Raw genomic sequence first — 22,712 nt, 5'->3', positions numbered from 1 at the left:
TGATCTATCTCCGTTTCGTTTCGATCGACGGCGAGGGCATTGCGCGGGACGGCGGATTGCCGAATTCGAGAATGCGGGACGGTGCGGCGCGGCCGGCAAGGAGATCGGTGAGCGCCAGCAAATTGCCGCTCAAACGTCCCCATCGGTCGATCAAGCGGTCGTTGAACACTATGCCCGACGCGTTGGCCAGAATGTTGCGGCCGATCTGCGCTATCGCCCGGCCTTTCGAGATCGTGCCCTTGCGGATCAGGTAGACAGGATTGGCAACCTGCGAATATCCGAGTCTGCGGCCAGGCTGTCGCCCGGATCTGACGCCGAGATGTACTCCACGGGCGCCTTCAACGCGCACGGATCTGCCGTAGCGGGCGATGGACCTGCTGAAATCGACATCCTCAAGCCAGCCATAGAGCGGCAGTTGCTCGTCAAACGTCAGTGCGTGTTTGAGGACGGGGGCGAGGCGAACTGCCATATTGCACCCATATGCATTATAGACATCCGTCACCCGCTCGGACACTTCGCCGGCAGTGTGAAGAACCTGCAGCGCCTTCGACATGTCGAGCCCCCCAATGAGGACGCCGTCGGCCAGGACCTCACCGGTGGCAATCGCGATGGCAGGATTGGCTGCAAAGACGGCTGTCATCCGTGCCAGGAAGGTTGGGGCCGGAATGAAATCGTCGTCCAGGAAGATCAGAACATCGGTATCGGCCGCGGCCGCCCGGATAATGCTGTTGCGCTGGGAGGTGAGGCCACGGCTGCCGATAATGACTTCCACGTCGAGACGGTCGGCGAGCCCGGCGGCATCGTCGATCCCTGGTACGCAGACGATCAATCGCGGCGGCTGGTCGGGCAGGCCGGCGAGATAATCGACCGTTTCCAGCAGGATCGAAGGGCGGCCCGCCGAAGCAATTCCGACGGCGATCCGCAATGGCCGGCTCGCGCGCCGCGCCGTCGCTTCGGTGTCGCAAGAAACAGGCGCCGAACTCAAGCTGTCCTGCCTGGTCGTTTTTGCCGAATGCGCGATCATGGCTGCATGCTCCTCGGAGCGTGATTGATAATCGCGCCGAGGATCTCCGCGCCGACGTTCCGCATCGTCTCGATGACGCGCATGGCGTCGTCGATCGATGTGCGTCCGTGCGAGGCGACCACGAGAACGCCGTCCAGCTCCGGCGCGATGGCGTTGGCATCCGGTGACGCGGAGAATGCGGAAATGTCGACGAATATGGTGTCGAACTCTTTTTTCAGCTCGGCAAAGCTCAATTGCGTGCGGCGGGAACTCAGGCGAATGGCCGGTGTTACCGCATCCACCTTGCCGAGCGGCAGGAACTTCAGCGTCGGGGTGAGCGGCAGGGCCGCCGTCTGGATGAGGTCGCCGTTGTCGAGGACGTCGACGAGGCCGCTGGCACTATGAGGCGCGATCGCCCTGCTGAGCGATGATTTCTGCGCGGCCGCATCAATCAGAAGCGTCTTCGCTCCAGATACCGACGACAGCACGGCAAGTTCGCTTGCGATGGTCGATGCGCCGTTGCCGGGATCGACGGCGACCACTCCGATGACGATCCGGCGCTTGCGCCGAAGCCCGACGACTGTTGCGCTCAATTCCGTCATGCCTGGAATAACCGAATAGGCGGGTGAACTGCTGCCCGTGCCGGTGGCGAGAAAAGATGCCGGCTGGCCGTTGCGTGTCCTCTTTGATGTCGCCAGCACAGTGACGAAGGGCAGGCCACAGGTTTCGGCGATCTGATGCGGGCGGACGAGCCGGCGGTCGCTGGCATGTCTTATCATCGCGAGTGCGAAACCGGCGCCAAGGCCGATGGCCGCCGCAAAGGCGGCGATGAGCGTGCTGCGCGGTCTCGCCTTCGAAAGAGGCAGTGTGGCTCGCGAGACGATCGTGGCATCGGACATCGGATAGGTAATGCGCTGCTTTGCTTCGGTTAGCTGGTTCAAGGTGTTTTCATAGAGAGAGCGGCGCGCGTCCGTTGCGCTCTGCAACTCCGCAAGCTTGAACTGGTCGCGCGGATTGCTCGTGAAACTGGCCAAGGCGCTGGCGGCTTCCGCCAGCCCTCGCTGTTGCTCGGCTATGAATTTCGCCAGCCAGTCGCTGTATTGGCGGGCGGCGTTGGCCTTCATCGCGATATTCTTCTGGATATATTGTCCGGCGAGCGTGTCGGCGATATCGACGGCCTTCTGAGGGGTCGATGCCGCAGCCGATATCTCGATGATCGTCGAGCTTCCGATCCGGCGGATGTCCATCATGTTCAGCAGTTTGGCGGTTGCCCAGTCGTGGAGCCGCTCCTCCTCCGCCTGCGGCCGCGCTTCGCTCGCTCCCTTGCCCGCCGTATCCTGCGATGGCGTGTCCGGTTGTGAAGAAAACCCCATCAGCCAATTCTTCGCTCTGTCCTGCAGCGAAGGCGTCTGATCGACAAACTCCGGATCATGAACGAGATCAAGCGCCGCCACGGTTCCGCCGACGACATCGCTCGATCTGGCGATCTCCAGCTGTCCTTCGATGAAGGCATCTTCGGCGAAAGCCCTCTGTGCTTCAGAGCCGCTCACCTGGGGGAAGATCACAAGCTGCGTGCTGGCAACGAAAGTCGGTTCGGCGGTCAGCATGTAGCTTCCGGCGATCGCCAGGAAAGCGATGGTGGTCACGACGATCCAGTGCCAGCGCATTCTCAAAAAGAAGAGCATATCCCGTATGGTCAGCGGTGAATTCCCGCCGCCTGTGGCTGCTGCTGCCAGGGATATGGGAGAGACACCGCTGAAGATCGTGCTGGAGGTCATGTCGTCCTAATCCGGAATGGGAAATCAAGGAATAACCAGGTGATGGTAGCTTGGAGGGGACGTGGGAGCGGCGCATTTTCCGATCCCGGCACGGTTAGCTGTCTCCCCTTTGAAGGCTCAGTACGATCCGCGCTGCGAAAACAGCGCAGGAATGGTCTTGGCGATGATCAAGAAGTCTCGAGCGAGCGACCAGTTGTTGAGATAGTGGACATCGAGAGAAACCCTGTACTCGTAACTGACGTCGTTGCGCCCGCTGGTTTGCCATTGACCGGTCAGTCCCGGACGGACTGCCATATAGGCCCACATGTGTTCGCCGTAGCGCGGCAGTTCCTCGGCTGTGACCGGGCGGGGTCCGACGAGGCTCATTTCGCCACGCACGATATTGATCAGCTGGGGAAGCTCGTCGATGCTCGAGCGCCTGAGAATATCGCCGACGGCGGTGATCCTCGGATCGTTCTTCAACTTGCGCGTCGCTTCCCATTCGCTGCGGGCGGCCGGGTTGTTTTGCAGCAATTCCGCGAGCTGAGCGCTCGCATCGGGCTTCATCGTGCGAAATTTGAGGCATCCGAACGGCGCTCCGCCGAAGCCAATGCGCGTATGGGAATAGAAGACAGGGCCGCGGTCGGAGAGTTTCACGATCATCGCGACGATCAGCAGAAGCGGAGAGAGCAGGATCAGAGCGGTGATCGCGACAAGAATATCTATCGCACGCTTCGACGACCTGCTCGCTGCACGAGGCCGGGAATCGGGGGAATCGTCACCCTTCGCGGCCCGTTCGACGCGTGACCAAGCCTCAAAACTATGTGCTTCCCATGCCATCGCGGTCTCCAAAACATTGCCCGTCAACAACCGTTGAAAGCTTGCTGCGCCGCACCCAGATTGTCTGTTACCAAGGTCATGATCCTTAATTAATTCTTCATGCTAGGAAATCTCAGACAGATTTCAGAGTACAGATCCGTGTCATCAATTCTTTTAATTTGTTCTATAATCTGCTTTTGTCGGTCGTTCTGTGTGAATTCAATCATTATTTTTATATCGGAATTTCAATATCTGCTTGTTTTTAATTCAATAAGTCCTTTTTATATGCAGTTTTGTTCGATGTGGCCAATGGTACTCGTGTATTTTAGAAAGTTTGATTTTATACCGGTGGCTATTATGATTTTTTCTGAAGTAGACTTAAATTTTACGTTAGATTTGCGCGGATGTTATTTGACTAACGTAATAATCCAATATAATTGATGCAGTGCAGCATTAGTGAGAGACCATTCTAGTATCAGGAGTGAATTGCATGGACGGGATCACACATGCATCAGATCGCAGGATCGGCATCAGCAAAGGCGCGATCTCGGCCAGCGGCGGAATTCACCTCAACAGTCGCATCGTCATCGATGACGAATTCCTCTCCTGCCGCTCGAGCGTACGGCGTTTCCGTCGTGGCGAGATCATTGCCGGGGCCGGGGTCCTTGTCGATATGTTCGCGCGCGTGCATTCGGGGTTGGTCAGTGCAAGTACGATGCTGCCCGACGGCAGGGAATTCATCGTCGAAATCATTCCGAAAACAGGTCTGATCGGCGAGCTTGAAGTCTTGCGCCGGCAGACACTGAACCTCGAATACCGAGCCAGTTCCAATTGCGAGCTGCATTTCTTCGAAGGCCGGCTGCTGCGCGACATGTATGCTAGCGATTCGTGCTTCCGCGAAAAAGTCTTCTCAAGGGCCTTGGCGCGTGTCTCGGAGCTTGAAGATAGGATCATCGCCAACGCGGCGTCGACCCTTCAGGCAAGACTGGCGAGCACGTTGCTGCGGCTCTCGGCTGTTTACGGAAAAGATGCCGCAAACAGTGGCAACGAAGTGATCATCTCGCAAAACGATCTGGCCGCAACGCTGCCGGCGTCCCGCGAGAAGGTCAATCAATGCCTGCGGCGCCTGCGGGAATGCAAGATTGTCGACGGAGGGCAGGGCAAGATCCGAATACTTAACCGCAAGGCGCTCGAGGCCTGTGCGAATGGCGCGTTTTCGGCGAAGTGATGAGCCCGTCGTTTCCTGGGGCCCTCCGATCCGCCGCAAATGTCAGCCGCTTTGCCGGCCGCGGCACGACGAGGATTGATCGCGTGGTCGTCATCGACGACTACTCGGTGGCCAGGGGCGGCGCGACGGGGCTGGCGGTGCTCTCGGCCAAGCTTTTTCGCGGCCTGGATATTCCCGTGACTTATATTTGTGGGGATGACGCCGCCAATGCGGAACTTGCTGCTCTCGGGGTCGCCATGGTCGGATTGAACAGCCGCGACCTGCTTAGCGCCGAGCGTGCGAAGGCTTTCGTGACCGGCATTCACAATGGTGCGGCTGCCCGCATGGTCGCGAACTGGATTGCCGCGAAGGATACGGCGAATACCGTCTATCACGTCCATGGCTGGCATCAGATCCTGTCCCCCGCGCTTTTCAGGGCACTGGCTCCGGTCGCAGGACGATGCGTGATTCACGCGCATGACTTCTTCACTGCCTGTCCCAATGGCGCCTTTTTCGATTACCAGGCGCAAGAGATCTGCCTTCGGCGTCCGCACGGTGCCGGCTGCATTGCGACGGCTTGCGACAAGAGAAGTTATTCGCACAAATTGTGGCGGCTCGCCCGCGGCTCGAATATCCTCCGGCTGCTGAGGGCTGAGGCCGATTTCGGCCGGATCATCTTGCTGCATGAGAAGATGGCTGGGTTTCTCGTCGGCGCCGGCTATCGGCCCGAGCGGTTGACGACGATCCGCAATCCCGTCGCCCCCTTGTCGATAGAGCGTGTCGAGGCGGAGGCGAACGACGAATTTGTCTTCATCGGGCGGCTCGACGCGGAAAAGGGCGTGGAGGATGCCGTGGCCGCCACACGCAGAGCCGGCGCCAGGCTCTGCGTGATCGGGGACGGCCCGCTGATGCCGTTGGTCGCCGCTTCCGGCGATCACGTCAGGGCCGTCGGCTGGCAATCGCATGCGGAGATCGGCACCACCATCCGCAAGGCGCGCGCCCTGTTGATGCCATCGCGTTATCCCGAGCCTTTCGGCCTCGTGGCGATCGAAGCGGCCAGGAGCGGTCTGCCGGTCATCATGTCGCGCAGCGCCTTTCTCGCCGAGGAAATGGAACGAGCCGGTATCGCGTTTGCCTGCGACACGGCTGATGAAGCTGCCTTTGCCGACACATTGACGCGATTTAGCCAAATGCCGAGGCACGAAATCCGCGCCATGAGCGAACGGGCCTTCCTGATGTCGCCAGATCTCGCCTCGACGCATGAGGAATGGCGCGACGCTCTCCTTGCCGAATATTGCAGCCTGCTTTCGACGAATGCGGTTCGCGAACTGACAGATGGTGTGGCGACACAAGGAGTATTCCGTTGACCTTTAAAGCAACAACCTCTCTTTCCGACGCAAGGGCATTTCTCGGCGACGCGCCCGTGATGGCGAAAAGACGCGTGGCCGAGGCGGGAAGCGTCAAGGAAACCAGGCAACTGCGCGTCGCCATCGTGCATTACTGGCTCGTCTCAATGCGCGGCGGCGAAAAGGTTGTCGAAGAATTGTGCCGCATGTTTCCGCAGGCTGATATTTTCACCCTCGTCTGCAACCGGGATCGCATCAGCGATTTTCTCAAGACGCGGAACATCCACACGTCCTTTCTGCAGAAGATACCCGGGGCGCAGCGGCACTACACCAAAATGCTGCCGCTGATGCCCTTCGCGCTCGAGCAATTCGATCTGCAAGACTACGATCTCGTACTGTCGAGCGAATCCGGGCCCGCCAAGGGCATCATTACACGCGCCGACGCTCTCCATGTCTGTTACTGCCATTCGCCGATGCGCTACATCTGGGATCAGTTCCACGTCTACCGCCATGGCCTGCCGTGGATGGGACGGGCCTTGATGTCGGTCACCGCGCCGATGCTGCGTGCCTGGGACGTGACGACGTCTTCTCGCGTCGACGTGTTCGTCGCCAATTCCGACTATGTCGCAAACCGCATTCGCCGCTTCTACGATCGGGATTCCATCGTCATCCACCCCCCGGTTGCCACCGATGATTTTTCGGTCGGGAAGGGGAAGGGCGAATTCTATCTCTATGCCGGCCAGCTGACGGCCTATAAGCGGCCGGATATCGCCGTTCGCGCCTGTACCGAGACCGGGCGTAAGCTCATCGTGATCGGAGAGGGAGAACAGTTGCCTCATCTGAAATCGATCGCCGGCCCGACTGTCCAATTCCTCGGCCACCAGCCGTTCAATGTTCTGCGTGATCACCTCTCGCGATGCCGTGCCCTGTTGTTTCCAGGCACGGAGGATTTCGGCATCCTGCCGGTAGAAGCCATGGCATCGGGCCGGCCGGTGCTTGCTTTCGACGCCGGCGGCGCAAGGGAAACGGTATCTTCGCCGCAGGTCGGTTTTCGCTTCGCTCAGCAAACCACTGAAGCCCTGCTGGAAACCATCGCGGCGTTCGAAGAGGTGGAGGACGATATCGATCCGCAAGCCATCCGCGCGCATTCGCTGAAGTTTTCCTCGGCGGTTTTCCGCGATCGGATGGCCGGGCTCATCGAGCAACAGCTCTCCACCCATGCCGACCGATCGGTCGACGTCTTCAATAGACGACCGGTCTGAGGACAAGACTGGAGCTGCCTATCTTGCTGCCGCGATCGAAACCGTCTCAATCTGCCGACGAGGAATAGACAGATCATGTCAAGCCTATCTCAGAGGACGGCGACGGCGAGCATCTGGACGATCAGCGGAAAATTCCTCGCGCGACTGCTGGATTTCGTCAGTCTTCTCGTCCTTGCAAGGTTGTTGAGTCCCGCGGATTTCGGATTGGTCGCCATTGCGACATCGGTTCTGGTCATCATCGAGGCGATCCTGGATCTGCCGTTGACGCAGGCCCTGATGCGTCAGCCGTCCCCTTCCGACGAGATGTTTGCGACGGCTTTCACGTTGAGCCTGCTGAGAGGGTTGGCCATCACCCTGCTGATGATGATCATTTCCTGGCCGATGGCCGTGATCTACGACGATTCCCGACTTTTTGCGCTTGTCGCGGTGCTTTCGATCGCGCCGGCCATGCGCAGCATGATCAGTCCGCGCATGGTCCTTTTCATGCAGCGTTTCGATTTCAAACGCGAATTCGCGCTCGACCTCATCACCAAGGGATCGACGCTGCTGTTCGGGGCAGGGGTGGCGGTGGCGACGGGCAGCTATTGGGGGCTCGCGGCCGGGGCGGTCGCCGGCCCGACGGCGGCGATGATCACCTCCTATGTCTTTGCGCCGATGCGGCCGAAGTTCAGCCTGTCGGAGTGGAAGCGTTTCCAGGACATGATCAGCTGGAATACCGTGTCGCAGGTGCTGAGCGCGATTAATTGGCAGCTCGACCGACTGCTTTTGCCGCGTTTTGCCGGGCTGTCGACATTTGGCGCCTTCAGCGTCGCCGACAATATCGCCGGCATTCCCTATCAGACCTTTGTCGGCCCGTTGCTGCGTCCGCTGATGGCGGCGTTCTCCACTGTCGAGGACCGTCGCAACCTGGTTGCCGCCTATTTGAAGGCAACGGGTGCAATCACCTTCGTCGCGGCGCCCATTCTCATTGCACTTGCCTTTCTGGCCGAGCCGACGGTGCGTATCCTCGTCGGCGAGAAATGGGCATCCGCCGCACCAATTCTGCAATGGCTGTGCCTGCTGAGCCTGCTCGGTCTTCCGACGAACATAGTGCCGGCATTGGCGATGGTCATGGACAAGACCCGTTCCCTCGCCTTGCGGATGTTTGCCGAGTTCGCAGTCAGAGTCCCGGTCACCATCCTGGGTATCGTTTATTTTCAGGTGGCGGGTGCGCTTGGCGCGCGTGTTGTGGCGGTTCTCGTCGCTTATGCCGTGACGCTCATCATCACTCGGCGGTTGATCGGGGCGAGTTTTGCTGCGCAGCTGAATTCCTTTTGCAGGCCTCTGGCCGCGAGCCTGCCGATGATCGCTTTCCTGCTCTGGATGGAGCCGAATCTCGCCGCCATGCCAACCGGCTTCAGCCTGATCGTCAGCCTGGCGCTTTGCGGCGCGGCGGCGGCGACAATCTTCTGGGTCTTCGCGCTATTGCTCTGGCAGGTTCTGGGAAGGCCCGACGGCATCGAGACCATCGTCGTTCACAGGCTCGTGCTGCGACGGAGCAGAGTTGTCATTTCATGAAAAAGACCCGTGCAGCCCAACGATTGTTTTAGTGGTTTCGGAGGAGCGCAATGCGTTACGGCATATCTTCTAAGAGTTTTGGGTTGCTCGTTGTTCTCGGACTGGGGGCGTTGCCGAGCCGGCCTAGTGTCGCCCAGGAGCCGATCAACATGGACGCCTATCAGCTGACCTTCGAGGAGAATTTCGACGGCCTCGATGTCTCGGCGTGGGGAGAGAGAAGCTCCCGCTGGATCGCTCACACGCCCTGGAACGGCGACTTCGGCGACGCCCGCTTCACGGATCCGGCGCCCGATTTCCCGTTTGCGAACGATCAGGGAATCCTGAAGATCGAAGCGCGCAAGGGGGAGGATGGAACTTGGCGGTCGGGCCTGCTCTCGGCGGTCAACCCGAAAGGCGAAGGCTTCTCGCAGCAATTCGGCTATTTCGAAGCGCGGATGAAGCTGCCGCCGGGCAAGGGTGTGTGGCCGGCCTTCTGGCTCATCGGGCTCGACCGGTCAAAATACACCGCCGAGATCGACGTGCTGGAATATTATGGACGCGCGCCCTACGAGTTCAGCATGGGTTTTCATATCTGGCGCCAGGCCCATGGCGGTGAGAATTCCAATGGCGGCTATTGGAAGACCGTCCAGGACGGAATTTTGAACAGCGAGTATCATACCTACGGCGTCGATATCCAGGCCGACAAGACGACCTTTTATCTCGATCGCCAATACCTCTGGAGCTTCGATACGCCGAAGGAGTTCCACATGCCGTTCTACCCGCTGGTGAACCTGGCGCTCGGCTCGGGTTGGCCGATCGATGAAACGCCGAACCCTTCCATCCTGCTCGTCGACTATATCCACGTCTACAAGCGCAAGCCGGCCGACGCGGCGAATTGAGCGAACGACCGTTTGACCCCTCTATTGCTCGCGGAGGCAACTGAGACCGGTTTGTGCATCGAAGAGATGCATCGCCTCCTCGTCGACGAAGAGGGTGAGTTTTTCGTCGCCGGGGACCAGCGTGCGCGGCGGCAGGCAGGCCATCAGCCGTTGGTTCTCCGCCAGGGCGGTGACGACGAGCTCCGGGCCGGTTAACTCCGCAACCTCCACAGTTGCCTCGAGCGAAGCCCCGGATCCAGCCGTGCGAAGGGACTCGGGGCGGATGCCGAGGATCAGGTCGCGGCCATCGGCCGCCGCCTTACCGAAGCGGACGGGCAAAGGCAGGCTGGTACCGGAACCAGAGAGCACCAGTCGACCATCCCGGACGGTTGTCTTGAGCAGGTTCATCGGCGGCGCGCCGACGAAGGTGGCGACATAGAGCGTCGCCGGACTGTTGTAGATCTCTTCAGGCGTGCCGAGTTGTTCGATGCGGCCGTCGCGCATGACGGCAATGCGGCTCGCTAGCGTCATCGCCTCGATCTGGTCATGGGTGACATAGACCACTGTCGTCTTCAGCATCTGGTGAAGGCGCTTGATCTCGGTGCGCATTTCCATGCGCAGCTTGGCGTCGAGATTGGAGAGCGGCTCGTCGAAGAGGAACACCTCCGGCTTGCGCACCAGGGCACGGCCGATCGCGACGCGTTGCCGCTGGCCGCCGGAGAGCTGGCTCGGCTTGCGATCGAGCAGATTTTCGATCTGCAGGAGCGATGCCGCATCGCGCACGGCCCTGTCGCGCTCCGGCGCCGGAACTTTACGCATTTCCAGGCCGAAGCCGATGTTCCTATGCACCGTCAGATTGGGATAGAGCGCATAGGACTGAAAGACCATGGCGATGTCGCGGTCCTTCGGATGCACGCGGAGCACCGAGCGGCCGCCGATCCTGACATCACCGCTCGTCGCCTCGGCCAGGCCGGCGATGATGTTCAAGAGCGTTGACTTGCCGCAGCCGGAGGAACCGAGCAGCACGAGGAATTCGCCGCTTTCCAGGGAAATATCGATGCCTTTCAGCGTCTCGACGTCGCCATAGGTCTTGCAGATATTTTCGATATCGAGGGCGCTCATGACTGTGGCTCCTGACGAGAGTTCGTGTCGCCATAGCTGCGGGGAAGGGTGGAGACGGCGCGCGAGGCGACCTCGGTTCCCGCCCTCAGGCAAGATATCAAAGGCTCGTCCTTTGCCAGTGCTGCGAGAAAGGCGGCGTTGAAGACATCGCCGGCGCCGATGGTATCGACCACCGTCACAATAGGCGCAGTCACCGAAACCAGTTGGCCGTCAGACCCGATCGCGATTGCGCCATCGGGGCCGCGTTTGACGACGACGATCGCACCTTGCGGCATATGCGAGCTAATGTGCCGTGCGGCTTCGATCGGATCGGCGATGCCGGCAAGCGTCGTCGTCTCGACCTCATTGAGCAGCGCGATGCGGCTGCGGGACAGCCAAACGCGTGTCGCAGCGCAATTCTGCTCGGTCCAGCCGTCGAGCGGCCAGCCGGTGTCGAGGGCGACGGCGATGTCATGGCTCTCGGCCCAGTCGAAGAAGGCGTCATATTGGCGCGTCAGATCGTCGGTCAGGAAGCCGCCGCAGAGAAGTGCGTAGCCGCCGCGAAGCCTTGCGCCGTCGATGACGGCGAAGACATCGGCCAGGGTGAAGCGCGGCAGGTGGCCCCGCGTCGTGAAGAAGGTGCGCTCGCCGCCAGGATGGGTGATGCCGACGGAGAGGGTCGTTTGTTCAGGGCGCACCGGCCACTTCTCGGAACGGTGGCCGAAGGCTTCGGCCAGCCAGCGGCCGAACTGATCACTACCGATATTGGCGGCGATCTCGAATTCGATGCCGAGCGCCTGCCAGGCGAGCGCACTGTTGCCGGCGGAGCCGCCGACCCTGAGCTCGTCATGGTCGACGATGATCTCCGTCCCGGCTTTCGGCCAAGGGGCAGCCGGCCCGAGGATCAGGTCGACATTGACGTTGCCGATGACTGCAAGCGGCCGCATTCATTCGCTCCGGGTAATCTTGGTTGAACGGATCGGTGTTCCGGCATTCTCAACGCGGGTTTCGGCAAAGCCGATCATCAGTCGCTGGGCCGTCGGCAGCATGGCCAAGATCGCGGCAAGACCTGTTGCTGGAGCAAAGCGGATCGTCACTGCTCCGGTGACCGCAGCTTCTGTGGAGGCATCGAACAGGATGACGGGGGCGCCGGTCTCGACGGCGGACTGTGCCATTGCTGTAACCAGGCCGGCGGTTTCATCCTGACCGCGGAACAGCACAACGCCGATCTCCGGCCCGAGCATCTCCATCGGACCGTGGCGGAGCTGACCGCCCTCCAAAGAAAAGCACGGACGGCGCGACAGCTCGGTCAATCCGAGCGCCAATGCTTCGGCAACACCTTGCAGGCGGCGGCCCGAGGTGACGATGGTCGCGACGTTTTCGAGTGCGGCGAGGGCGGCGGCGATCTCGTGGTCTTCAGGCGCTTCAAGGACAGCAAGCGCGGCTGCGGGATCTTCGCCGAGCGCGGAAAGGATTGCCAGATGCAGAGCAAAAGTCACCGTCAGACTGCGGGTGGCTGCGAAGGCAAGCTCGGTGCCGCCGCTGCCAAGGAGCGACGGGGCGGTTCTTGCCAGGAACGAGCCGGCTTCCAGCGTCAGGCCGAAAGTTTCCAACGTGCCTCCGGTCTCGCTGAACCAACGCACAATCTCAGCGCTTTCGCCCGATTGCGAGGTGACGAAGATCGTTCTGCCGGCGATCGGAAGCGGTTGGCCGAGCTGCTCGGACAGTGGCAGGGCAACGGCATCGATGCCAAGACCACGATAGAGCGGCTCGACGGCGCGATTGACGGCATGTGAGCCGCCCATGCCGATCAGGAGCAGCCGGCCGGTTTTCTCAAGCGAGGCGGCGGCCTTTGCTGCCATCGGCCCGGCCGTTTCATAGGAGGCGATCGCATCGGCGTGCTGGTGGGCCATTTCGCGGTCGATCGCCGCAAGCCCGGCGGGCCGGTTTCTTTTTGTTGTCATCTTCATCCCTTGACGCCGCCGCTGGTGAGCCCCGAAATCAGGGCGCGTTGCATGACGAGACCGATCAGCACCGGGGGCAGGGCGGCGAGCACGCCTGCCGTCGCGATCAGCCCGTAATCGGAAACGCGGCCGCCGGCGAGATCGGCAATGGCGACGGTCAGCGTCTTGGCGCGCTGGTCCGAGGTGAAGAGCAGCGCATAGAAGAATTCATCCCAGGCAAGCAGGAATGCAAAAAGGCTCGAGGTCGCGACCACGGGGGCGGCGAGCGGCAAGGTGATGATCCGGAGCGTCTGGAACAGGCCGGCACCGTCGATCATCGCGGCGGATTCGATCTCGCGCGGAATGGAATCGAAGCCCGACTTCATCAGCCAGGTGGTGAAGGGCGCGAGAATGGTGAGATAGACGAGGGCGAGGCCGAAGACGTTGTTCAGCATGCCGAGATGGGAGAGGCCCATATAGAGGGGAACTGCGAGCGCTACCGGCGGCAGCATGTAGGTGGCGATTACCATCGACAGCGACCAGCCGACGGAAGGCGTACGTGACACGGCCCAGCCGGCCGGAATGGCGAGCGCGATGGCGGCGATCGTCGCCATGCCGGCCACCTCGACGCTGTTGCGCAGCGACGAGGTGAAGGCGGCGCCGGCGCTGTTTTCGAGCGTCGACAGCAGCACTTGGTATCGCGAGAAATCGACGGCTTGCGGCCACCAGCGCAGCGGCTTTGCCGCAAGGTCGGCGGCCGGCGAGATGCTCATGATGAACAGCCATAGGATCGGCGCCAGGATGACGGCGGCAAGCAGCAGCGCTGAGAGATGAATGAAGACTGAGAAGAGCGGGCTTTGGCGTTCCATCAGCTGGCACTCCCGGCGGTCTTGCGCACCAGGGCCGCGTAGCCGGCAGCGAGCAGCGTCACCAGCAGCGTGACGATCAGGGCGAGCGAAGCGCCCGAGCCCGCGCGCTGGAAGGAGAAAGCTTCCTGATAGACCAGGATCGACAGCGTGCGGGTGCTGTTGGCCGGTCCGCCGCGGGTCATGACCCAGATGATATCGAACACCTTGAAGGCTTCGATCGTGCGCAGCACCAGCGCCACCATCAGCGGGCCGGCGAGATAGGGCAGGATGACGAAGCGGAAGCGGGCGAAGGGGCCGGCGCCGTCGACGAGCGAGGCGGCGGTGATGTCGCGCGGCACGGCCTGGAGTGCGGCGAGCGCGATCAGCGCCACCAGGGGGAAGTTCTTCCAGCAGTCGGCGGCGATGAGGGCAGCGAGCGCCGTGCCGGGTTCGCCGAGCCAGGAGCGGTAGGCGTCGAGCAGGCCGAGCTGGGTCAGCGCGGCGTTCAGCGCGCCATATTCAGGATTGTAAATCAGCCGCCAGAGCGTGGCGTTGACGACGGTCGGCAGCGCCCAGGGCAGGATCATCAGGGCGCGCAGCGCGGTGCGGCCGCGAAACTGCTGGTTCAGCAGCAGGGCCGCAAGGACGCCAATCACCATTTCGGCTGCGACCGAGACAATCGCGAACCAGGCTGTGGTGATGAGTGTGCGCTGGAAATTCGAGCCGGAGAGCATCTTGGCGTAATTGTCGATGCCGACGAAGCTGCCCTCGGTGCCGACCAGTTTGGCATCGGTGAAGGAGAGGCTGACGGTATCGACCAGAGGCCAGCCGATCACCGAGATCATTACCACGAGAAGCGGCAGCATCAAAAGCCACGCGCGGGTTGTCAGCCAAGTGCCCGACATCGAGGCAACCCTTTTCATTCACAGGTTCTGGAGACCGGGCGACGGCGGGCGCCGCCCGGGTCATGCCGGGCTCAGAGGCCGCTGTTTTCGGCCGCCGATTTCAGCGCATCCTCGGGAGAGGACTGGCCGAGCAGGGATTCCTGGATCGCCTGCTGCAGCGCGGTCGACAGCTCCTGATATTTCGGCGTCGTCGGGCGCGGATACATGGCTGCGAGGCCGACCTTGGCGGCGGAAATCAGCTCTTCCTGGCCCTTGGTGACTGCAGGGTCCTCATAGGAAGAGGCCCAGATCGGCAGGCTGAGCTTGGCATAGGCGTTTTGCGTCGCCTGCGAGGTCATGAAGGTAATGTATTTCCAGGCTTCGTCGGGGTGTTTGCTGGCGGAGGTGATGCCGAGGCCCATCGAGCCGTTGACGGCCGAAGCCTCGCTCTTGCCGGCCACGCCCGGAGCCGGCACGACGCCGACCTTGCCCGCGACCTTGCTGTCCTTCGGATCGTTGGCCATGTTGTACATGTAGGTCCAGTTCAGCGCGAAGGCGGCGTCGCCGTTCTGGAAGACCTTACGGACGTCTTCTTCCAGAAATTCCTTGGAGTTCGGGTTGGTCAGGCCCGATGTATAGCTCGCGACCATGTATTTCAGCGCATCGAGACCGCCGCCGCTCTGGAAGGCTGGCTTGCCGTCCTTCAGAAAATCGCCGCCATAGGCGCTGACGAGCGTGGTGTAGTCGCAGATGGCGGCCTCGGCCTGCGACCAGCTCCAGGCGATCGGCGTGGCGAGCAGACCCTTGCCCTTGATGGTCTTTGCCTGCTCGGCCAGTTCGTCCCAAGTCTTCGGTGGCGCCTTGATGCCCGCCTTCTCCAGGATTTCCTTGTTGTAGAAGAGGTATTTGGTGTCGAGAATCCACGGCATACCGTAATATTTGCCGTCATACTGCACGGTGGTCCAGGCGCCCGGCAGCACGCCTTTCTTCATCTCGTCGGTGATACGGGATGAGACGTCGACCAGCACCTTGTTGGTGGCGTATTCGGCAGGCCAGATGACGTCGAAGAGGACGACGTCGTATCCGCCGCCGGAACCTTGGGCCAGCACCGTCTTATCGTGCAGGCCCTCATAGGGGACGAATTCGAGATTGACCTTGATATCGGGGTTCGCCTTGCCGAAGGCATCGGTCATGGCGCGCACGTCGGCCTCACTGTAAGCGGCCTGCGCCATGAAGAGCGCGTTCAGCGTCGTTTCGGCGAAAGCATGCGGAGCAAAGGATGCGCCGATCAAGGCCGCACCCAGAAGCGTCTTGTTGAGAGATTTCAGCATTGCAGCCTCCAGTTTTTGAAATTTACGCATGGCCGAGGGCGGTTTCGCCGCCATCGGTTTTCGAGAGGGCACGCGTGAAAAAAAGCGCGCCTGGTCATCATCTCGGAGCGTCGGTGGAGGCCCTTCGCGGCCTCCTGCGTTCCCTGGAACTCTCCGGTCCCTTATTAAGTCAAATGTCTTGACTTATTACTTCGCCAACATTCTACTGGAGTCAAGAGGCAATTGACACATGAACGACATCAGGCCGATCCGAGCCAAGAGCGGCACCAATCACGAAGGCACCAGCGCTCATAACCGGCGCGTGATGATCGATGCCTTGAGGATCAACGGTGCGCTCTCGCGCGCCGATCTGGCGCGGGCGACGCGGCTGACCAAGCAGACGGTGTCGAATATCATCGAGGAACTCGCGCGCGATGGCCTCGTCAGTTCGCAGGAGGCTGTGCGCAAGGGCAGGGGCCAGCCCTCGACGCCTTATGGCCTGGTGCCCGAAGGTGCTTTCGCGATCGGCCTCCAGATCGACCGGCACGTGACGCGGGCGGTCGCCGTCGACCTCGTCGGCAGCGTTCTCGTACGCGCAGAAGCCGGGCTGCCGCCCGGAGGTCCGTCGACGGGAACGAAGGTCATTCTCGATCTCGTCGCCGGCGTGCGTTCCAGGCTTGCCGGTATCGTCCAGCAGTCGGAAAAACGGCTGGTCGGGCTCGGCGCCGCAATGCCTGGCCCGTTCGGCATGGAAGGCAGCGGCGACGATCCCTGGATGATGGAGGCTTGGCAGAAGTTTCCGCTCCTTGAAACGCTGAGCGACGGCACTGGCCTCGATGTCGGTCTTCAGAACGATGCGGCAGCGGCTGCGACCGCCGAGCGCATGGTGGGAGCCGCCCACGGCATCGACCATGCCGTCTGCCTGTTCGTCGGCTACGGCATCGGCGCCGGTTTGATCCTAAACGGCGAGCTCTATCGCGGCGCCAACGGCAATGCCGGCGAGATCGGCATGGCGCTGCTCTTTGCCGACGGTAAAACGACACCGCTCGAACACCGTGCCTCGCTCGCCTCGCTCTACCAGCATCTCTCGGCCGATCCCGCCGATCCCGATCTCCATGGGCGCATCAATGAACTCGCCTCCAGCGGGGATCCAAGCATCGAAGGCTGGATCGAGGCGGCGGCGGCGGACCTGCGCTGGAGCATCCATCTCATCGAAACGGTCTTCGATCCGCAGACGGTGATCCTCTGCGGCAGCGCACCGGAAGCGCTGGTGAACAGGCTGATCGCGGCGATCGGCCCGCTGCTGCCTTCGATCGCCGAGAGGCGCGGCCGGATGCTGCCACGGCTGCAGCCCGGCATGGCAGATCCCTGGTCGGTGGCGCTCGGGGCGGCAGCCGGACCCATCAGCCGTGCATTCGATCCGCAGTTTGCTGCAATCTTGAAGGATTCCCTGTGATTTTGGGCCAAAACCGGGCGTTGCACAGCAGTGCAACGGCAAAAATGCCCATGTTTTTCGCAAGTTTCGTTATCAAAGGCTGCTGGAATAGGGGTGCTCTTTCGCAATACAGATAGATATTGAAGGCGTTGAAAAATTACAACTCTTCGAAAGCAGATGCGGAAAGCTTGAAATATATTTAATGTCTTTCCAAATATTCTCGAAATATTTCTCTTGGAGCTGTGAATAACGATTGCATGTCACTTTTGTGACGACTAGATTTTTAACATTTCATGTCATGTAATATTCATTGGCGGCGGCAATTTGAACCAGCTAAATGGGCGTGCGCTTAAAGCGCGCCCCTTTCTACGTTGGAGGTTCTCATGCAAGCCAAGCTTCTCGGCGCCGTTCGCGCCCTTCTCGCCACAGCGGTTCTTGCTGGGCCCGCTGCCGCCGCCGAAAAGACCAAGATTGATTTCTGGTTCGGCAATTCCGGTGATATCGCAAAGCGTGTCCAGGAACAGTGCGATCGCTTCAACCAGTCGCAGACCGATTATGAAGTCGTCTGCACCAGCCAGGGCAGCTACGACGCTTCCCTGCAGAACACGATTGCCGCTTTCCGCGCCGGCAAGCAGCCGACAATCGCCCAGGTTTCCGACGCCGGCACGCTCGACATCATGCTTTCCGGCGCCTTCTACCCGGCAAACCAGCTGATGACCGACATGGGCTACACGGTCGACTGGAAAGACTACTTCTCCGGGATCGCCAACTATTATGCGACGTCGAAGGGCGAGATGTATTCCTTCCCCTTCAACTCATCGACTGCTCTGCTCTACTGGAACAAGGACGCCTTCGCCAAGATCGGCAAGGACCATGCTCCGACCACCTGGCAGGAAGCCGGTGAAGACTTCAAAGCTCTGAAGGACGCAGGTTATGCCTGCCCTCTCGGTTTTGACATCTCCAACAACGAAGTCTGGCAGTACATCGAGCAATTTGAAGCCGTCAACGGCGAAGCGATCGCGACGAAGAAGAACGGCTTCGAAGGTCTCGACGCCGAGCTGGTGTTCAACAAGAACCCGCTTCTCGTCAGCTACGTCAAGGACCTCAAGTCCTGGTACGACAACAAGCTCGCTGTCATCAAGAACAAGGCCGTCGGCCAGACCTTCGTCGAAGCCTTTGCTGCCGGCGACTGCCAAGTCATCCTGACCTCCGTCGGTGACCATGGCAATATCGGCCGTACCGCCAAGCAGGGCATGAACTGGGGCGTGGCAATGCTCCCGACCTACGGCAATGCAACCCGTCACAGTTCCTTCGTCGGCGGCGCTTCGCTCTGGGTCTTGAAGGGGCATACCGATGCCGAATACAAGGCTGCCGCTGCCTTCTTCAACTTCATCGCCAAGCCGGAAGAAGCGCTGACCTGGTCGACCGTCACCGGTTATATTCCGGTTCGTAACTCCGGCTTTGAATATCTGAAGAAGCAGGGTTTCTACGACAAGGCTCCTTATGCCGGCCGCGAGCTCGCCATTCAGAGCCTGACCGCATCGCCTGCTGACGATACGGTTCCGCATGGCATCCGCCTCGGCGGCCTGCTGCAGGTCCGCACCGAGATCGCCAACGGTCTGCAGGCAATCTTCGTCAACAACGCCGATATCCAGGCTTCGCTCGACGGCGCTGCCGATCGCGGGAATCAACTGCTGCGCCGCTTCCAGCAGACCTACAAGAACGTTCAGCTTCCCTGATCAACCGATATGAGCCGCCCCCGGTCCACTTGCGGACTGGGGGCGTCCTTATACATTCATACCGGCTGCGGAGGCGAAGTCGCCGCCCGCGCCTAAACCAAACCAGGCCGAAAACGACCACCCCATGGAAAAGCGCGTCACCTTCTCCTCGACGACGATCGGACTGCTCTTCGCGTTTCCGATGCTGCTGCTGATCTTCGTCTTCTTCTATTGGCCGAGCGCGCAGGCGCTTTATTGGGCGTTCACGCTCGAGCAGCCATGGGGCGGCGGCAATGCCTGGGTCGGTTTCGACAATTTCAAGCAATTGCTCAGCGACCCGATCTACTGGGAATCGATCAGCCGCAGCATGGTTTTCGCCTTTAGCTCGACGATCATTGCAATGGGGTTTGCGCTCATCCTGGCGCTTTTGACGGATCGTGAACTGCGCGGCCACAAAATCTATCGGTCGGTCTTCATCTGGCCTTATGCGATCGCTGCTCCCGCTCTCGGGCTCGCCTTCCGCTTCATTCTGGCGCCGGAGGCAGGCCTCCTGTCTGTTATCAACCAAGTGTGGCCCGGTCTCTGGAACCCGGCGCTCGACGGCAAAGACGCGATGATCGCCGTCATCGTCGCCTTTTCGTGGAAATATATCGGCTATAATTTCATCTTCTTCCTTTCGGCGCTTCAGGGCATTCCGCGTTCGCTGATCGAGGCCGCGGCCATGGATGGCTCCGGGCCGCTGCGCCGCATGTGGGATCTCCAGCTGCCGCTGCTCACGCCGACCCTGTTTTTCCTGCTCGTCATCAACATCACCGAAAGCTTCCAGGATTCCTTCGGTATCGTCGACGTCATGACTCAGGGCGGTCCGGCGCGGGCGACGGAACTGATGGTCTACAAGATCTATTTCGACGGCTTCAGGGGGCTCGATTATTCGGGGGCCGCCGCCCAGTCGATCATCCTCATGGCGCTCGTCGTCCTTCTCACCATTTTCCAGTTCCGCTTCATCGAGCGGCGCGTGCACTACAAGTGAGGTCGCTGACATGATCGAACGCACGCCGATATTCAACTTCGTCTGCTACACGGTTCTGGCGCTCGGCATGGTGATCGCGCTTCTGCCTTTCGCCATCGTCATCATCGCATCGACACTCGATCTGGAGACGGTCAATCATGTGCCGTTGCCGCTGATGCCGAGCTCGCATTTCTGGGAAAACGCGCACGAAGCCTGGGTGCGCGCCGATCTCGGCAACAAGCTGCTTCACAGCATCATCTTCGCCACGTCGGTCGCCGCCGGCAAGGTCATCCTTTCCGCGCTGGCTGCCTTTTCGATCGTCTATTTCCGTTTCCGTGGCCGGTATCTGATTTTCTGGATCATCTTCATCACGCTGATGCTGCCGCTCGAAGTCCGCATCGTGCCGACCTATTCGATTGCGGCGAATGCATTGGCGCCGTTCCAGGCGATCCTCGACATCACGGGAATTACCGGGCTCGTCGCCTGGGTGTCTGGCATCCAGATCAAGCTCGAATGGGGCCTGCTGAATTCCTATACGGGACTGGTGGCGCCGCTGGTGGCCACCGCGACCGGCACCTTCCTCTATCGCCAGTTCTATCTGACCGTCCCCGACGAGCTCGCCGAGGCCACGAAGATGGACGGCGCCGGTGCCGTCCGCTTTTTCGTCGACATACTGCTGCCGCTGTCGCGGTCGAACATGATAGCGCTGTTCACCATCATGTTCGTCTGGGCCTGGAACCAGTATCTCTGGCCGCTGCTTGTCACCACCGATCCGAATTTCGGCATTGCGGTGACGCAGCTCAAGACCCTCATCCCGTCCGAATTCGGCCTGCCCGACTGGAACGTCGCCATGGCAGGCACACTTATCATCATGTCGCCGCCGCTGGTGCTCGTCATCCTGATGCAGCGCTGGTTCGTGCGTGGCCTCATCTCCACCGAGAAGTGAAGGAACAGTCCTGTGGCACCGATCTCAATCCGTGATGTGAAGAAGAGCTACGGCAAGCATCCCGTCGTTCATGGCGTCGATCTGGAGATCCAGTCCGGCGAATTCATCGTCATTCTCGGCCCCTCCGGCTGCGGCAAGTCCACGCTCTTGCGCATGATCGCCGGGCTTGAGGAAATCAGCGGCGGCGAAATCGCCATCGACGGCCGCGTCGTCAACCAGCTGGAGCCGCGCGAGCGCGGCTGCGCCATGGTGTTCCAGAACTATGCGCTCTATCCGCACATGACGGTCGCCGAGAACATCGGCTACGCCTTGAAGGTGGCCGGTGTTGCGAAGGCGGAGCGCAGCCGTCGCATTGCCGAGGTCGCCAAGGCGCTCAGCCTCGAACCCTTCCTCGACCGCCGCCCTGCCGCCCTTTCCGGCGGCCAGCGCCAGCGCGTCGCCATGGGCCGTGCGATGATCCGCGAGCCGAAGGTGTTCCTCTTCGACGAACCCTTGTCGAACCTCGACGCCAAGCTGCGCATCGCCATGCGTGCCGAAATCCGCCGCCTGCACCGGCGCCTCGGTGCCACCTCGATCTTCGTCACGCACGACCAGACCGAGGCGATGACGCTGGCTGACCGGCTGGTGGTGATGAACGGCGGCAGGGTGGAGCAGGTCGGCACGCCGGAAGAGGTCTATCATCATCCGGTGTCGCGCTTCGTCGCCGGTTTTGTCGGCACGCCGGCGATGAACCTGCTCGAAGGCACGATCAACGATGATAGCGTCTTCGTCTACGAACAGAGCCGCAGAATCGCGCTGCCACGCGAACGGGCCGCGCTGCTGAAAGGCAAGCGCGTCGTGCTCGGCATGCGCGCCGAGGCGGCCCGGTTGGTAGCCCCGGATGCGCCCGGCGCATTGGTGGCAACGGCCGATTTCATCGAAGAGCTCGGCGCAAGCCGCGTCGTTCATGCCGATTTCGACGGGCTGCCCTTTGCTGTGGCGCTGACCGAGGCCGTGACGGTGAAATCGGGTGATCCGATCGGCATCGCGATCGACCACAATGCGATCCATCTCTATGCCGCCGATACCGGCCGGATTATCGAGAACCCTGCCATGAACAGCGCCGGCGCCGTTCACGCCTGACCGGCGTCAGCGGTGAATGGGATCAATCCAGCGAACGTCTTCCGGTCTCTCGACCGGTTCGATATCCAGATTGACGACGACCGGTTCCTGGCCTGAGCGGACGAGCACGCATTCCAGCGTCTCGTCGCGGCTGGCGTTGATCTCCTGGTGCGGCACATAGGGCGGGACATAGATAAAGTCGCCCGGGCCGGCCTCGGCGGTGTATTCGAGATGCTCGCCCCAGCGCATGCGGGCCTTGCCCTTGACGACGTAAATGATGCTTTCGAGATCGCCGTGATGGTGGGCGCCGGTCTTGGCATTGGCATGGATTGTCACCGTGCCCGCCCAGATCTTCTCGGCGCCGGCGCGCGCATGGTTGATTGCGGTCGCACGGTTCATGCCCGGCGTCTGCGCGGTGTTCGGGTCGAGCGAATTGCCGGGAATGACCTTGACGCCGTGTTCGCGCCAGTTGACATGATGATGCTCGTGGTCGTCGCTCACGCCTTGCCTCCACTTTCGATTTCGCCAGTCTAGGCGGGAGCCCGGCGGCGGCCAAGTGGATCGCCGCGGTACCGCCGCAGATATCTTCTGCACTCTGTAGCTTCTGTG

At 61.0% G+C, this 22,712-nt stretch carries 20 protein-coding genes; 10 read left to right on the top strand and 10 right to left on the bottom strand.

The genetic code is table 11. The features are described from left to right. Positions 1–4: 4 nt before the first annotated feature. From HJC00_RS24320 to HJC00_RS24310, 3 genes are all read right to left on the bottom strand, one after another. The gene (locus tag HJC00_RS24320; RefSeq protein ID WP_221144579.1) at positions 5–1,024 is read right to left on the bottom strand and encodes a glycosyltransferase family 2 protein; all 1,020 of its coding nucleotides are present in this window, start codon (positions 1,022–1,024) and stop codon (positions 5–7) included. Then, on the bottom strand, positions 1,021–2,781 hold the full coding sequence (locus tag HJC00_RS24315) for a polysaccharide biosynthesis tyrosine autokinase (RefSeq protein WP_221144582.1): 1,761 nt from the start codon (positions 2,779–2,781) through the stop codon (positions 1,021–1,023). The genes HJC00_RS24320 and HJC00_RS24315 overlap by 4 nt, the downstream gene beginning before the upstream one ends. A 117-nt stretch (positions 2,782–2,898) precedes the next feature. Beyond that, positions 2,899–3,600: a sugar transferase gene (locus HJC00_RS24310; RefSeq protein WP_210630014.1), complete on the bottom strand. Its 702-nt coding sequence runs from the start codon at positions 3,598–3,600 to the stop codon at positions 2,899–2,901. A 469-nt stretch (positions 3,601–4,069) separates the two neighbouring features. On the opposite strand from HJC00_RS24310, the gene HJC00_RS24305 reads away from it, so the two are divergent. From HJC00_RS24305 to HJC00_RS24285, 5 genes are all read left to right on the top strand, one after another. After that, positions 4,070–4,807: a Crp/Fnr family transcriptional regulator gene (locus HJC00_RS24305; RefSeq protein ID WP_210630015.1), complete on the top strand. Its 738-nt coding sequence runs from the start codon at positions 4,070–4,072 to the stop codon at positions 4,805–4,807. Further along, entirely contained in the window at positions 4,804–6,153 is a 1,350-nt protein-coding gene (locus HJC00_RS24300; protein WP_221164719.1) for a glycosyltransferase family 4 protein, read from the top strand. The genes HJC00_RS24305 and HJC00_RS24300 overlap by 4 nt, the downstream gene beginning before the upstream one ends. After that, the gene (locus HJC00_RS24295) at positions 6,150–7,394 is read left to right on the top strand and encodes a glycosyltransferase family 4 protein (RefSeq protein ID WP_210630017.1); all 1,245 of its coding nucleotides are present in this window, start codon (positions 6,150–6,152) and stop codon (positions 7,392–7,394) included. The genes HJC00_RS24300 and HJC00_RS24295 overlap by 4 nt, the downstream gene beginning before the upstream one ends. Positions 7,395–7,469: 75 nt before the next feature. Then, the gene (locus HJC00_RS24290) at positions 7,470–8,951 is read left to right on the top strand and encodes an oligosaccharide flippase family protein (RefSeq protein ID WP_221156074.1); all 1,482 of its coding nucleotides are present in this window, start codon (positions 7,470–7,472) and stop codon (positions 8,949–8,951) included. A gap of 50 nt (positions 8,952–9,001) precedes the next feature. After that, complete coding sequence (locus HJC00_RS24285) at positions 9,002–9,829, top strand: glycoside hydrolase family 16 protein (RefSeq protein WP_221156073.1); 828 nt, start codon at positions 9,002–9,004, stop codon at positions 9,827–9,829. Between the two features lie 21 nt (positions 9,830–9,850). Here HJC00_RS24285 and HJC00_RS24280 read toward each other — a convergent pair whose 3' ends face one another. The 6 genes from HJC00_RS24280 to HJC00_RS24255 all read right to left on the bottom strand — a co-directional run bounded on the left by HJC00_RS24280 (position 9,851) and on the right by HJC00_RS24255 (position 15,915). Then, a complete protein-coding gene (locus tag HJC00_RS24280) occupies positions 9,851–10,930 on the bottom strand; it encodes an ABC transporter ATP-binding protein (protein WP_210630020.1) in 1,080 nt (359 codons plus the stop codon). Then, entirely contained in the window at positions 10,927–11,856 is a 930-nt protein-coding gene (locus HJC00_RS24275; protein ID WP_221156072.1) for a PfkB family carbohydrate kinase, read from the bottom strand. Before HJC00_RS24275 ends, HJC00_RS24280 begins: the two co-directional genes overlap by 4 nt. Further along, entirely contained in the window at positions 11,857–12,879 is a 1,023-nt protein-coding gene (locus HJC00_RS24270; RefSeq protein ID WP_221156071.1) for an SIS domain-containing protein, read from the bottom strand. Next, positions 12,876–13,721: a carbohydrate ABC transporter permease gene (locus HJC00_RS24265; RefSeq protein WP_210630023.1), complete on the bottom strand. Its 846-nt coding sequence runs from the start codon at positions 13,719–13,721 to the stop codon at positions 12,876–12,878. The genes HJC00_RS24270 and HJC00_RS24265 overlap by 4 nt, the downstream gene beginning before the upstream one ends. Further along, positions 13,721–14,605, bottom strand: coding sequence for a carbohydrate ABC transporter permease (locus tag HJC00_RS24260; protein WP_221156070.1), 885 nt, complete (start codon positions 14,603–14,605; stop codon positions 13,721–13,723). The genes HJC00_RS24265 and HJC00_RS24260 overlap by 1 nt, the downstream gene beginning before the upstream one ends. Positions 14,606–14,676: 71 nt before the next feature. Continuing rightward, positions 14,677–15,915 (bottom strand): extracellular solute-binding protein, encoded by a 1,239-nt coding sequence (locus HJC00_RS24255; protein ID WP_210630024.1) that lies wholly within the window; start codon positions 15,913–15,915, stop codon positions 14,677–14,679. A 229-nt stretch (positions 15,916–16,144) separates the two neighbouring features. On the opposite strand from HJC00_RS24255, the gene HJC00_RS24250 reads away from it, so the two are divergent. From HJC00_RS24250 to HJC00_RS24230, 5 genes are all read left to right on the top strand, one after another. Beyond that, positions 16,145–17,350 carry an ROK family transcriptional regulator gene (locus HJC00_RS24250; protein ID WP_210630025.1) on the top strand — a complete coding sequence of 402 codons (1,206 nt, stop codon included), beginning with the start codon at positions 16,145–16,147 and terminating at the stop codon, positions 17,348–17,350. A gap of 362 nt (positions 17,351–17,712) precedes the next feature. Then, positions 17,713–19,068, top strand: coding sequence for an extracellular solute-binding protein (locus HJC00_RS24245; RefSeq protein ID WP_210630026.1), 1,356 nt, complete (start codon positions 17,713–17,715; stop codon positions 19,066–19,068). Between the two features lie 124 nt (positions 19,069–19,192). Continuing rightward, positions 19,193–20,077 carry a carbohydrate ABC transporter permease gene (locus HJC00_RS24240; RefSeq protein ID WP_210630027.1) on the top strand — a complete coding sequence of 295 codons (885 nt, stop codon included), beginning with the start codon at positions 19,193–19,195 and terminating at the stop codon, positions 20,075–20,077. A 10-nt stretch (positions 20,078–20,087) separates the two neighbouring features. Further along, the gene (locus HJC00_RS24235; protein WP_221156069.1) at positions 20,088–21,002 is read left to right on the top strand and encodes an ABC transporter permease subunit; all 915 of its coding nucleotides are present in this window, start codon (positions 20,088–20,090) and stop codon (positions 21,000–21,002) included. A 12-nt stretch (positions 21,003–21,014) separates the two neighbouring features. Beyond that, complete coding sequence (locus HJC00_RS24230; RefSeq protein WP_221156068.1) at positions 21,015–22,124, top strand: sn-glycerol-3-phosphate import ATP-binding protein UgpC; 1,110 nt, start codon at positions 21,015–21,017, stop codon at positions 22,122–22,124. Between the two features lie 6 nt (positions 22,125–22,130). On the opposite strand, the gene HJC00_RS24225 is transcribed toward HJC00_RS24230, so the two are convergent. After that, positions 22,131–22,604, bottom strand: a complete 474-nt coding sequence (locus tag HJC00_RS24225; RefSeq protein WP_210630030.1) for a cupin domain-containing protein — start codon at positions 22,602–22,604, stop codon at positions 22,131–22,133. Positions 22,605–22,712 lie beyond the last annotated feature (108 nt).

Source organism: Rhizobium sp. NLR22b, assembly GCF_019685295.1.
Classification (GTDB): Bacteria; Pseudomonadota; Alphaproteobacteria; order Rhizobiales; family Rhizobiaceae; genus Rhizobium.
Note: the sequence above shows the minus strand (reverse complement) of the source record. Positions and strands in the feature narration are given on the sequence as shown.